Annotated in this window: 10 protein-coding genes and 1 pseudogene; 8 read left to right on the forward strand and 3 right to left on the reverse strand. The window is 70.1% G+C overall.

The annotated features are described in order from the left end of the window. Positions 1–5: 5 nt before the first annotated feature. Positions 6–512, reverse strand: a complete 507-nt coding sequence (locus AC5P1B_RS30780; protein ID WP_493891266.1) for an SseB family protein — start codon at positions 510–512, stop codon at positions 6–8. 163 nt (positions 513–675) lie between these two features. On the opposite strand from AC5P1B_RS30780, the gene AC5P1B_RS30785 reads away from it, so the two are divergent. The 4 genes from AC5P1B_RS30785 (at position 676) to AC5P1B_RS30800 (ending at position 7,586) form a co-directional block, all read left to right on the forward strand. Then, the gene (locus AC5P1B_RS30785; protein ID WP_493891267.1) at positions 676–2,502 is read left to right on the forward strand and encodes an acyl-CoA dehydrogenase; all 1,827 of its coding nucleotides are present in this window, start codon (positions 676–678) and stop codon (positions 2,500–2,502) included. 267 nt (positions 2,503–2,769) lie between these two features. Then, entirely contained in the window at positions 2,770–4,092 is a 1,323-nt protein-coding gene (locus tag AC5P1B_RS30790; protein ID WP_493891268.1) for a M18 family aminopeptidase, read from the forward strand. Between the two features lies 1 nt (position 4,093). Then, positions 4,094–6,709: an AfsR/SARP family transcriptional regulator gene (locus AC5P1B_RS30795; RefSeq protein ID WP_493891269.1), complete on the forward strand. Its 2,616-nt coding sequence runs from the start codon at positions 4,094–4,096 to the stop codon at positions 6,707–6,709. A 97-nt stretch (positions 6,710–6,806) separates the two neighbouring features. Beyond that, positions 6,807–7,586 (forward strand): DUF4232 domain-containing protein, encoded by a 780-nt coding sequence (locus tag AC5P1B_RS30800; protein ID WP_493891270.1) that lies wholly within the window; start codon positions 6,807–6,809, stop codon positions 7,584–7,586. A 193-nt stretch (positions 7,587–7,779) separates the two neighbouring features. On the opposite strand, the gene AC5P1B_RS30805 is transcribed toward AC5P1B_RS30800, so the two are convergent. Next, positions 7,780–7,986: a DUF397 domain-containing protein gene (locus AC5P1B_RS30805; protein ID WP_493891271.1), complete on the reverse strand. Its 207-nt coding sequence runs from the start codon at positions 7,984–7,986 to the stop codon at positions 7,780–7,782. Positions 7,987–8,023: 37 nt separating this feature from the next. Further along, positions 8,024–8,884: pseudogene (locus AC5P1B_RS30810) on the reverse strand (helix-turn-helix domain-containing protein); the annotation flags it as partial. A gap of 460 nt (positions 8,885–9,344) precedes the next feature. Here AC5P1B_RS30810 and AC5P1B_RS30815 point away from each other — a divergent pair. The 4 genes from AC5P1B_RS30815 (at position 9,345) to AC5P1B_RS30830 (ending at position 12,315) form a co-directional block, all read left to right on the forward strand. Continuing rightward, positions 9,345–9,866 (forward strand): NUDIX domain-containing protein, encoded by a 522-nt coding sequence (locus tag AC5P1B_RS30815; RefSeq protein ID WP_493891272.1) that lies wholly within the window; start codon positions 9,345–9,347, stop codon positions 9,864–9,866. 41 nt (positions 9,867–9,907) lie between these two features. Further along, the gene (locus AC5P1B_RS30820; protein WP_493891273.1) at positions 9,908–10,138 is read left to right on the forward strand and encodes a hypothetical protein; all 231 of its coding nucleotides are present in this window, start codon (positions 9,908–9,910) and stop codon (positions 10,136–10,138) included. Between the two features lie 163 nt (positions 10,139–10,301). Next, positions 10,302–11,159 carry a radical SAM/SPASM domain-containing protein gene (locus AC5P1B_RS30825; protein ID WP_493891274.1) on the forward strand — a complete coding sequence of 286 codons (858 nt, stop codon included), beginning with the start codon at positions 10,302–10,304 and terminating at the stop codon, positions 11,157–11,159. Positions 11,160–11,346: 187 nt separating this feature from the next. Then, positions 11,347–12,315 carry a methyltransferase domain-containing protein gene (locus tag AC5P1B_RS30830; RefSeq protein WP_493891281.1) on the forward strand — a complete coding sequence of 323 codons (969 nt, stop codon included), beginning with the start codon at positions 11,347–11,349 and terminating at the stop codon, positions 12,313–12,315. The last annotated feature ends 130 nt before the right edge of the window (positions 12,316–12,445 follow it).

Raw genomic sequence — 12,445 nt, forward strand, 5'->3', positions numbered from 1 at the left:
GGCGATCAGCCGTACATGCGGCGCATCGCGAAGTCGACCATCTGTTCGACCGCCTTCGCGTCGAAGACCATCCGGTGGTCGCCCTCCATGTCGAGCACGAAGCCGTAGCCGGTGGGCAGCAGGTCGATCACCTCGGCGCCGGTGATCACGAAGTACTTGGACTCCTTTCCCGCGTAGCTGCGCAGCTCCTTGAGGGAGGTGAACATCGGGATGACCGGCTGCTGGGTGTTGTGCAGCGCCAGGAAGCCCGGATTGTCGCCGCGCGGGCAGTAGACCTTCGAGGTCGAGAAGATCTGCTGGAAGTCCTCCGGCGCCATGGAGCCCGTGGTGAAGGCGCGCACCGCGTCGGCGAGCGACGGTGGGGACGGCTCGGGGTAGAGCGGCTGCTCGCCGTACCCGCCGCCGGGCTGCGCCTGGTGCGACTGGTGCCCCTGGTGCGGCGGCTGCTGCGGCGGTGGCGGCGGGGCGGCGTACTGCTGCCCCGCACTCGCGTTCTGGTCGTAGCCGTACATGTCATAGAGCGTACTGAGTCACAGTTGGCCGATTGAGGGTTGCCTCTTATTACCCACGGGTAGCATTATGGCGTTCATCGTTTGAAACGCATACGAGACTGACCACCACCTCGGCAGGGACGCCACCGCCCCCTGCTGGATCGAGCCTTACGGAGCCGTCGCCATGGGGCACTACAAGTCGAATCTCCGCGACATCGAGTTCAACCTCTTCGAGGTACTCGGACGCGACACGTTGTACGGCACCGGCCCGTTCGCGGAGATGGACATCGAGACCGCCAAGAGCGTGCTGTCCGAGATCGCCCGGCTCTCGGAGAACGAGCTGGCCGCCTCGTATGCGGACGCTGACCGCAACCCCCCGGTCTTCGACCCTGAGACCAACACGGCGCCCGTCCCGGCCGCCTTCAAGAAGAGCTACGACGCGTACATGAACGCCGACTGGTGGCGTCTTGGCATCCCGGAGGAGCTGGGCGGCACCACCACGCCGCGCTCGCTGCTGTGGGGCTTCGCCGAGACCATCCTCGGCTCGAACCCGGCCGTGTGGATGTACGCCTCGGGCCCGGCCTTCGCCGGGGTGCTCTACGAAGAGGGCACCGACGAGCAGAAGAAGATCGCGAAGATCGCGGTGGACAAGCTGTGGGGCTCCACCATGGTGCTCACCGAGCCGGACGCCGGTTCCGACGTCGGCGCGGGCCGCACGAAGGCGATCAAGCAGGACGACGGCTCCTGGCACATCGAGGGTGTGAAGCGCTTCATCACCTCGGGCGAGCACGACATGTCCGAGAACATCATCCACTACGTCCTCGCCCGCCCCGAGGGCCACGGCCCCGGCACCAAGGGCCTGTCCCTCTTCATGGTCCCGAAGCACGAGTTCGACTTCGAGACCGGCGAGCTGGGCGAGCGCAACGGCGTCTACGCGACCAACGTCGAGCACAAGATGGGCCTCAAGGCGTCCAACACCTGTGAGCTGACCTTCGGCGACCGCCACCCGGCCAAGGGCTGGCTCGTCGGCGAGAAGCACGACGGCATCCGCCAGATGTTCCGCATCATCGAGTTCGCGCGGATGATGGTCGGCACGAAGGCCATCGCCACCCTCTCGACCGGCTACCTCAACGCCCTTGAGTACGCCAAGGAGCGCGTGCAGGGCCCGGACCTGGCCGCCTTCACCGACAAGGCCGCGCCGCGCGTGACCATCACGCACCACCCGGACGTGCGCCGCTCGCTGATGACGCAGAAGGCGTACGCCGAGGGCATGCGCGCCCTCGTGCTGTACACCGCCTCCGTACAGGACGAGATCCTGGTCAAGGAGGCCGCGGGCGAGGACACCAAGGCCCTCAACGGCCTCAACGACCTGCTGCTGCCGATCGTGAAGGGCTACGGCTCGGAGAAGTCCTACGAGCAGCTGGCCCAGTCGCTCCAGACCTTCGGCGGCTCCGGCTACCTCCAGGAGTACCCGGTCGAGCAGTACATCCGGGACGCGAAGATCGACACCCTCTACGAGGGCACCACCGCCATCCAGGGCCAGGACTACTTCTTCCGGAAGATCGTCCGCGACCAGGGCCAGGCCCTGACCACGCTCTCCGAGGAGATCAAGAAGTTCCTCGCCGAGGCGCACGGCGGCGAGAACCTGGCCGGTGCCCGCGAGGAGCTGGCCAAGGCGGCCGTCGACCTGGAGGCGATCGTCGGCGCGATGCTGACCGACCTCGCCGCCACCGAGAAGGACGTCAAGTCCATCTACAAGGTCGGCCTCAACACCACCCGCCTGCTGATGGCCTCCGGAGACGTCGTCATCGGCTACCTCCTCCTGAAGGGTGCCGCCGTCGCCGCCGACAAGCTGGCCGACGCCTCGGCGAAGGACAAGCCGTTCTACGAGGGCAAGATCGCCGCCGCGAAGTTCTTCGCGCACAACGTCCTGCCGGACGTCAGCACGCAGCGCGCGCTCGCCGAGTCCGTCGACCTGTCCCTGATGGAGCTGGACGAGGACGCCTTCTAGCACCGCTTCCCCGGCGCGGCCTCCCGGCACGGTTTCCCGGCAGGCAGGCAAGCCACGGTCGTCACCCCACAGGACGGGGCCCGCTTCTCACCCCCACGGGGAAGCGGGCCCCGTCCGCCGTGTTCCCACCGCCGGCCGTCAACGACGCCCCGTACGCGCGGGTCCGGCGGCCGGACCGGGACGAAAGCGCGCACATCAGCTGATCATCGGACGACGCGCCGCCGTCTCACCCCGGACGACCGGTCACCGCTCCTTATGCTGAGGGGCATGAGCACCCCCGCCCGCTTCGACCGCGGCCACACCGATGACCTGATGTCGTTCCTCGCCGCCAGTCCGTCCCCGTACCACGCGGTGGCGAACGCGGCGGCGCGGTTGGAGAAGGCGGGTTTCCGGCACGTCGAGGAGACGGACGCCTGGGACGGGGAGACCGGCGGGAAGTACGTGCTGCGCGGCGGGGCGATCATCGCCTGGTACGTGCCGGAGGGGGCGGCGGCGGCGACGCCGTTCCGGATCGTCGGCGCCCACACCGACTCCCCCAACCTGCGCGTCAAGCCCGTACCCGACACAGGGTCGTTCGGCTGGCAGCAGGTCGCCGTGGAGATCTACGGGGGGACCCTGCTCAACACCTGGCTCGACCGCGACCTGGGCCTCAGCGGGCGGCTGACGCTGCGTGGGGGCGACCAGCGGCTGGTGAACGTGGACCGGCCGCTGCTGCGTGTGCCGCAGCTCGCCGTGCACCTCGACCGCAGCGTCAACGCCGACGGCCTCAAGCTGGACAAGCAGCGCCACATGACGCCGGTCTGGGGCATCGGCGGCGTACGCGAGGGCGACCTGATCGAGTTCGTGGCGGGCGAGGCGGGCGTCGCCGCCGGCGACATCGCCGGCTGGGACCTGATGGCGCACAGCGTGGAGCCGCCCGCCTACCTCGGCCGGGACCGCGAACTGGTCGCCGGGCCCCGCATGGACAACCTCATCTCCGTGCACGCGGGCACCGCCGCACTCGCCGCGGTGTCCACCGGAACGGGAGCGCGGGCGGGGACAGGGACGGGCGCCGAACTGCCGTACATCCCGGTGCTCGCCGCCTTCGACCACGAGGAGAACGGCAGCCAGTCCGACACCGGAGCTGACGGACCGCTGCTCGGCACCGTGCTGGAAAGATCCGTCTACGCGCGCGGCGGCGGCTACGAGGACCGGGCCCGCGCCTTCGCCGGGACCGTCTGCCTCTCCTCCGACACCGGGCACGCCGTGCACCCCAACTACGCCGAGCGCCACGAGCCCGGCCACCACCCGATGCCCAACGGCGGCCCCATCCTCAAGGTCAACGTCAACCAGCGGTACGCCACCAACGGCAACGGGCGCGCGGTGTTCGCCGCCGCGTGCGAGCGCGCCGAGACCCCCTGGCAGAACTTCGTGTCGCACAACGCCATGCCGTGCGGCACCACCATCGGCCCGATCACCGCGGCCCGGCACGGCATCGCCACCGTGGACATCGGCGTCGCCATCCTCTCCATGCACTCGGCACGCGAACTGTGCGGCGCCGACGACCCGTTCCTGCTCGCGAACGTGCTGGCCGCCTTCCTGGAGGGCTGACTTGGAATTCTCACTGCTGGGCCCGGTCGCCGTGCGCACCGCGCACGGGGAGCTTCCACTCGGCCCGGCCAAGCGGCGCAGCGTCCTGGCGATGCTGCTGCTCCAGGCGAACACCACCGTCCCGCTGGAGCGGCTGATCACGGCGCTGTGGGAGGACGCGCCACCCGAGCACGCCCGCACCGTCGTGCAAGGGCATGTCTCGCGGCTGCGCGCGACGCTCGCCGACGGCGGGGCGGCGGCGTACGGCATCGAGCTGACCACCCAGGGCTCCGCCTACCTGCTGCGGCTGCCCGAGGAGCGGGTGGACGCCCACCGCTTCGAGGAACTGGTCGCGGGCGCGCGCGAACTGACCGGGGCCCGGGGCGCGGCGGCTCCCCGGCACCCCGGCACGCCCGGTGCCGTGCCGCTGCTGCGTGAGGCGCTGGGCCTGTGGCGCGGCCCGGCCCTCACCGGCACCGTGACCAGCCCGCCGTTCGCCGCGGCCGCGCACGCGCTGGAGGAGCGGCGGCTGTCGGCGGTGGAGGCACTCGCGTACGCGCACGAGGCGCTGGGCGAGCACGACGTGGCCGCCGCCGTCCTCCACGCCGAGGCCGTCGCGCACCCGCTGCGCGAGGGCCTGATCGCGACGCTGATGCGCGCCCTGTTCTGGGCCGGGCGCCAGTCGGACGCCATCCGCTGGTACCACAGGACCCGCCAACTGCTCAGCGACGAACTGGGCGTTGACCCCGGAGAGGGCCTGCGCCGGGCGTACGAGGAGATCCTGCGCGCCGAGCCCGCGTCCGTGCCGGTGCAGCGGGTACGCCGAGACCCGCACGGCGAGCGCGACGCACGGGAAGCACGGGAAGCACGGACCGTACGGGACCTGCGGGACATGGGGGGCCGCCCGACCGGAGCGGGACCCACGGCACCAGCGGGACCAGCCGACGACGGGCCGTACGCCGGGCCGTACGCCGGGCCAGGGTCAGGCGCCGCGGCCACGGGGCTGGGAGCGCTCACACCAAGCCCATGGCCCGGGCCCGTGGCACCAGGCGCCGGGCCGGACCCCATGGCGCCACCGGAGAGGGAGCCGGAGGCCGGAGCGCCGACCGCCTGCCAGACCGGACCTGCGTTGACACCGGCTCCGGCTCCGTACGGCCATGGTGCCGGGGACCGTCCCGGCGCCGGATACCCCCACAGCGACGGCGCCGCGGTCGGCCACGAGAACAGCGCACCGGTCGGCCCCTGGGACAGCGCCCCGGTCGGCCACGGAAACGGTACGGCGGTCGGCCACGCGAGCCACGCCCCCGTCGGCCGCGGTGGTGACGCCGGTGGTCACACCGGAGGCATGGGCGCGCCCACCGGTGGCCACGCTCCCGGCCGGCAGGCGGGGCCCGGGGCCGCGGCCCCAGGTCAGCAGGGGCCCGCACCCGGCGCGCCGTGGCTGCTGCCCCGGCCGCCCACCCGGTTCCTCGGGCGGGACGCCGAACTGGCCGCCCTGAGCGCGCTGGTGCGGTCGGCGGCGCCCGGTGAGAGCCCGATCGCCCTGGTGACGGGGCCCGCCGGAGTCGGCAAGACGGCGTACGCGGTGCACTGGGCGCATCTGCACGCCGGGTCCTACCCGGACGGGCTGCTCTTCGCCGATCTGCGCGGCTTCGGGGAGCGGGAGGAGGCCCCGCCCATCGAGGTGCTGCGGGACTTCCTGCTCGCGCTCGGCACCCCGGCCGACCGGATTCCCACGTCGCCGGAGAGTGCCGCCGCGCTGTACCGCTCGCTCGTCGCCGGCCGCAGGCTGCTCGTCGTCCTGGACAACGCGCACAGCTCCGCGCAGGTCCGCCCGTTGCTGCCCGGCGGCGCCTCGCTGGGGGCGGCCCCGCCAGGACGGGGACAGGAATCGGAGAACGGCACGGGCGCCGCCTGCCTGACGCTGGTGACCAGCCGCAGCAGACTCGACGGCCTGGTCGCCACCGACGCCGCGCGGCCTGTCCCGCTGCACGCCCTCGCGCCCTCCGTCGGGGTGGCGCTGCTGTCGGCCATGCTCGGCCAGGAGCGGGTGGCCGACGACCCGGACGCCGCACGGGAACTGGTCGAGCTGTGCGACGGGCTGCCGCTCGCGCTGCGCGCCGCGTCGGCGCAGCTCACGGCCCGGCCCCGGTGGCGGCTCGCCCGGCTGACGGCCGCCCTGCGCGACGAGCAGCGGCGGCTGGCCCTGCTCTCGGCGGAGGACACCGGGATCGCCGCCGCGCTGCGGATGTCGGTGGCCAGGCTGTCGGCGGACGACGCGCGGCTGCTCGCCGCGCTCGGCAAGGGCTTCGACCGGCATGTGGAGACGACGGCGGTGGCCGCGTTCGCCGGCGCGGACCTGGGCCTCACCCAGGACGGCCTCGACCGGCTCGCCGAGATGCACCTGGTCGACGAGGAGGCCACCGGCCGCTACACGATGAGCGGCCTGGTGAAGCTGTTCGCCCGCGAGGGGCAGCCCAGCGGGCGGCCCGTCGAGCCCGTACCGCCGCTCGCCCCCGGCGCCGAGGGAGCACCGCCCGGTCCCGCTGCGCTCGGCGGTCCGGCCGCGGCTGACGCCGCTGCGCCCGACCACCCGGACCACCCCAACCGCCCCCGTTCCCCCAGGCCAGGCGAGTAACAGCGGATCGTTAGGCAGGAGTTAGCGGTACGGCAACGGCTCCCGGCAGGCTGAAGCCGTACCAAGCAGACGACCACCGCTCCTGGGGGGACCAGAGATGTCGTACACCGCCACCACCGCCGCCGAACGCCGCGCCCGCCTCCGTGGCAACGCCCTGCGCGTCGCCGCCGCCACCGTGACCGCGGCCGCCGCCCTCGCCCTGACCGCCTGCGGCTCCGACGACAGCTCGGGCACGAAGACCGAGGGCAGGGCCGACTCGGCGGCGTCCATGGAGCCGGCGGCGAAGGACGCCTCGGCCAAGGAGTCCGGCGGCGCCACCGGTGGCCAGAAGGCGGGCGGAACGGACTCGGGCACCAAGGCCCCGGCCGGGACCACCCGGCCCTCGACTCCCACAGTCCCGAAGGGCCCGGGCACCGAGGGCGCCAAGCAGCGGCCCGGTGGCGGCGACAACGGCCCGGTCCGCACCGCGTGCACGGCCTCCAACACGAAGGTGCGGCTGGTCACCACGGGTGGTACCGCGCCCGTCGTCCTGCTCAAGGCCACCAACACCGGGACCACCCCGTGCAACGCGTACAGCGCGCCGGTCGTCGGTTACCCGGGCGCCCAGTCCCCCCTCGCGGTGGGCGACGCGGGCGCGCCGCAGGCGGTGGTCACGCTCAAGCCCGGCGCGAGCGCGTACGCCAGCATCGCTCTCGGCAGCCCGCAGGGCACGCACCCGCATCGGGTCAAGAAGCTGACGGTCGCCTTCAAGGACGCGGGCGGCTCCGCCCTGAACGGCCAGGCGACCGTGAACTCGCCCACCAGCACCGGCCTGCTCCTCGACGCCGACTCCTCGGTCAGCTGGTGGCACGCCACCATGGAGGACGCCCTCTCCTAAGCACCGAGAGGCCGAGCGGAAGCACCGGGAAGAGGCTGGGAAAAGCAGAGGCTGGGAACACGAGCGGGGCATCGCGCGGGGCGATGCCCCGCTCGGCTTGTCCGGCGAGCGGCCCGGACCACTCGCGTCGCGCCGCGCCTGACCCCTCGTCCAAGCCCCCGTACAGCCCTCGGGGGCTTCGTCGTTACGGCCGTCAGGCCGGGAAGTCGCCAGCCTTGACGCCCGCGACGAACGAGGACCAGGCCGACGCGTCGAAGACCAGGGCGGGCCCTTCGGGGTTCTTACTGTCACGGACGGGGACGACGGGGAAACCGGGGGCCACTTCTACGCAGTTGCCGCCGTTGTTTCCGCTGTAGCTGCTCTTGCGCCACGTCGCCGCGCTGAGATCGGGGGTGTTCATGCTGGCCGTACCCTTCCATCGCGTCTCTGATCAGAGCGGCAGACTCGCCAGCGGACAGCGCGTCCGCCCGCAACACATCATAGGACCGAGCGTGCATCCGAACGGCCGACGGATCGTTGACGAAGTGCCCGGTATCCAGCGACTCCGAGTACACCCAGACGCGACCCTTGGGCAGGGTGATGATCGACATAGATGTGTTGGGACGGACGATGCGTGAACGGTCCGACGGGGCGATCTGGACTCGGATGTTCGGCCGTTGGGTCACGCTCAGCAGGTGGGCACACTGGTCCCGCATGATGAGTGGACCGCCCACCATGGACCGTAGCGCGCTCTCATCTATGACGACGACCAGTTCCGGCCCGTCCGGCGCAAGGAAGCGTTCCTGTCGGCTTAGTCGCGCGCGTACCTTGGTGCTCACCGATTCGGGGTCCGTGATGACTTGCGCGAACAGCGCCCGGGCGTAGTCCTCTGTCTGCAACAAGCCAGGCATTACCTGCGTTTGGAACTCATGCAGAGCCACCGCTTCCGCATCCATGTCCGCGCGGCGCTGGAACCAATCCGGGTGAGTGACGGCGGGGTACCAATCGATCTTGCGCCACAGCTCCCATAGCCGATCACCGGTGCCTAAGTGCTCGTCAAGCAGCCCGACTAGTCGCCGATCGGGGAAGCGCTCTCCCGCCTCGATTCGCGCGATATGCGAACGGTCGCACGCCGTGCGCTCCCCTAGTGCGGACTGCGTAAGTCCGACTTCGACTCGCCACTGTCGCACCACTTCACCGAATACCTGCGCGGGGGTACGCGCTGTGGTCGCGCCCCCGTTATCACTGACTCTTTTCAACTCTCCTCCTGCTTGTGTCAGTTCGGCGCTGTCACGTCCGTGACGGCTAGTCGATGACACGGCGTACCGGTTGTGACCCTACGCCCCGAGGGGCAAATCTGTGAGCAGTCCAACGCGGAACGTGAGCGAAAGGGTGCGGGCGAATGGACAAGACGAGCGAGTACCGATCGGGCGACGTCGTACGCGACACCGTTCGTCATCAACTGGCCGAAGTGCAAGCCGTTAACGGTGACTCGCTTGAACTCGTAAGACCCTCCCGCATCGCTTGGACCGCACTGCTGGCTGACGTACGCCCGGCGACTGCCGACGAGTGTCGGCGAATGCAAGCCAGCCGGTACGTGGCAAAGCACGTCCGCGATGTGCCATGAGCCCCAACGCGAAGGTCGCTGTGCTCGCGTTCGTCATCATCACAGCTTTCTGGGCCACCGCTCTCCGGTCCACCTGAAGACCCCCGCCCCAGTCGTGGCATGCGGCTGTCACGACCGGGGCGGGCACCACCCACTCCACAGAAAGGGAATCGATGCACACCGACACTGACCCCCTCTGTCCGCCCCGGCGGCGCCTAGGCGCTCACGTGCTCGTTTTCGATATTGAGGGCCGCGTCCTGTTGGTGAAGCCCACCTACAAAGAGGGTTGGCAACTGCCCGGTGGTGGAGTGCGCGAAGGCGAAACCATCTCGGACGCAGCGGCGCGCGAACTCAAGGAAGAAACCGGGCTTGTCCTCACCTCCATCACGCATGTCGTCGCGCTGGACCAGATGACCGCCCGCGACGATGCGGCCGAGGGCATCGCCATCGTGTTAGTGGGCGGAACGCTGGACAGGGGCCGGGCTCGGACCGTCGCCGTCCCCGTTACCGCCGCAGACGAACTGTCCGCGTGCAAGTGGGTGGCCGTGGACGAGCTGGCTACCCACGTCAAGCCGTACTGGGAGGGGCGCATTCGCTCGGCTCTCGCGGCCGAAGGCCGGGCTCATGAGCTGCCCCTTTTGGTGCAAGGCAAGTACGTCGGCGAGTCACCCGTTGACCATGGCGAGCGAGCGTAACCGTCATTCACCCATCACCGGCACAACGAAGGATGGCATCAGTGGGGCGTACGACAAAGCAGCGTCAGGCCGCACGCGAGAACGTCCGCAACAGCAAAGACCAGATCATCAAGCAGTACCGCGAGGGCGCGTCAATGAACTCTTTGGCATCAGAGTTCGACGTCAGTCCTCCCTGGCTTGCCGATCAGTTCGACGCTTGGGGCGAGCCCCGCCGTGGCATGTCTGCGGCTCAAGCGATGCGTCGTGCCGCGAGAGCGCGGCAAACCTCGTGAGCCATCTCCGTGCGGTGCCGCCCACCGTGGGCGCGGTCGCCGCGTAAGGCACAGTCTCCGCCCCTTGCCGGACGACCTGTTCCGGTCCCCACACCGGGCAGCACCTGGCAAGGGGCGGTCTCCATAGAGACCAGTCACACACCCTGATTCGGGAGGTACAGGCATGACCACGCTCATTGACCGGCCCACCACGCCATTGCTCAACATGCTTGAGCTGGAAATCACCGGCGCGTGCCAACTCCAGTGCACACACTGTCTGTCGGAGTCCAGTCCGCAGGCGACGCACGGCACCATGACGCCCGCCGACTGGCGGGCGGTCATCGTGGACGCTGCCGCGCTCGGTATCGGTACCGTCCAGCTCATCGGCGGGGAACCGACCGTCCACCCGCAGTGGCAGGAGTTCACCGAACTCGGGCTCTCGCTCGGGCTGCGCGTGGAGGTGTATTCCAATCTGTTCACGGTCAAGCCCGAGTGGTGGGACCTGTTCATGCGGGACGGGATCATCCTCGGGACGAGCTACTACAGCGACGACCCCGCCGAACACGACAAGATCACCGGGCGTAAGGGCAGCTACGCCCGTACCCGGTGCAACATCCGGGCAGCCATCAACCGGGGCATCACCATCCGTGCGGGAATCGTGGACATCCTGCCGGGTCAGCGCGTCGCCGAAGCCCGCGCCGAGCTGGAATCCATGGGGGTGAAGCACATCGTCACGGATCGGGCGCGGGCGGTTGGCCGCGCTGCGCTGCCCGAAGCGGCCCCAACGCTGGATGAGATGTGCGGCCAGTGCACGCGAGGACGTGCGGCAATCCTGCCGAACGGAGACCTCGCCGGTTGTGTGCTCTCCCGCAACTTCCCGGCGGGCAACGTACGAGAAACCCGCTTGGCTGACTTGCTGGCCGGGCCCGGCTGGTCCGCCCTGACCGCCCGAATCCCGCCCCGCATGTCGGACTGCAATCCCAAACTGGATGGGAACGACTGCGCCCCGGCGGAGACCCCCGCATGTTCTCCCTCCCACTAGAGGAGCCGCATCAGTGAACGCATGGACGCAGCACGCTGGACGACTCGCCCGTGGAGTGACCGAGCCGGATTCCCGGTGGCGCGTGCCCGTGGCGGAGACCCCGCGTCATGAGCTGGTGCCGCGCTGGTGGGAACGCGACGGTGACGGATGGGTGATGCGGGACGGCGAGTCGGACGGGCCGCGATGGATGGAAGCGGCTTACTCTGACGCGTCGTTGGTGACCCGCGTAGGGCCTGCCCACGCCGACCACGCGCGCCCCGGCGATCGTGCCGTAGGCGTGCCCACGTCATCAGCCACTCTGCCGAACCTAGTGATCCAGATGCTCCGACAAGGGCGACTCCGCGACGGACTGTCACTGCTGGACCTGGGCACGGGAGCAGGTGGGCTTACCGCGTACGCCTGTCACCGACTCGGATACGGGCCCGTAACGAGTGTGGACATGGACCCCTACCTAGTCAGTACGGCTGGGGAACGGCTCGCGTCCATGGGCTACCACCCGAAGATGGTCACCGCGGACGCTACCGAGCACGTGCCCGGCTCGTACGACCGCATCGTGGCCACGGTGGCGCTCGCTCCCGGCGCCGGACTACGAAACGTGGTTTCCGCACTGGTCACGGGCGGACGGCTCGTCACCACCCTCGCGCGGACCTGCCTGCTCATCACGGGTTGGAAGGACAGTTCCGGGGACGTGGTGGGGCGGGTATCGCGGGACTGGGCAGGGTTCATGCGCACCCGCTCGGGCGACGACTACCCGCCTACGCTGCCCAACGGACTGTTTACGCTGGCACGCGAAGCCAAGGGAGAGACGGCCGGCATGGGCCGCTATCCCGTGGTGGATGTCGCCAGCTCGTGGGAGTTGTCGTCCATGCTCGAAGTCACCACACCTGGCGTGGAACTCGCCTACGAGACCCACGACCGGACCCGGACCGCCTACCTGGTCCACCCGGACGGTTCGTGGGCCCGAGCGTCCGCCGAGCACATCGACTCGCCAGAAGTTCACCAGGGCGGACCGCAACGGCTCTGGACAGCCCTAGAGCGCATCCGCGACTGGCTTAACGCAGACGGCTACCTGCCGGTATACGGCTCTCACGTTCGCGTCACACCCGACGGGGTGTGCCACCTGTCCCGTGGGAAGTGGCACGCGTCCATGGGCTAGTTGTTCTGTCCGGGGAGGTTGTGGACAGGTGAGCCAGGTCTCGGCTGAGGGATCTTGAACAGGTGAGGGCCTTCCGGGTTCGGTGTGGATTGCGACGTCTACACCGACCGAAAGGCCCTCGTGCCCCACC

Source organism: Streptomyces sp. A01 (assembly GCF_059026195.1).

Coding starts and splice junctions, on each gene's coding strand:
- AC5P1B_RS30780 (WP_493891266.1), bottom strand. CDS start 512: ATGTACGGCTACGACCAGAACGCGAGTGCGGGGCAGCAGTACGCCGCC.
- AC5P1B_RS30785 (WP_493891267.1), top strand. CDS start 676: ATGGGGCACTACAAGTCGAATCTCCGCGACATCGAGTTCAACCTCTTC.
- AC5P1B_RS30790 (WP_493891268.1), top strand. CDS start 2,770: ATGAGCACCCCCGCCCGCTTCGACCGCGGCCACACCGATGACCTGATG.
- AC5P1B_RS30800 (WP_493891270.1), top strand. CDS start 6,807: ATGTCGTACACCGCCACCACCGCCGCCGAACGCCGCGCCCGCCTCCGT.
- AC5P1B_RS30805 (WP_493891271.1), bottom strand. CDS start 7,986: ATGAACACCCCCGATCTCAGCGCGGCGACGTGGCGCAAGAGCAGCTAC.
- AC5P1B_RS30815 (WP_493891272.1), top strand. CDS start 9,345: ATGCACACCGACACTGACCCCCTCTGTCCGCCCCGGCGGCGCCTAGGC.
- AC5P1B_RS30825 (WP_493891274.1), top strand. CDS start 10,302: ATGACCACGCTCATTGACCGGCCCACCACGCCATTGCTCAACATGCTT.
- AC5P1B_RS30830 (WP_493891281.1), top strand. CDS start 11,347: ATGGAAGCGGCTTACTCTGACGCGTCGTTGGTGACCCGCGTAGGGCCT.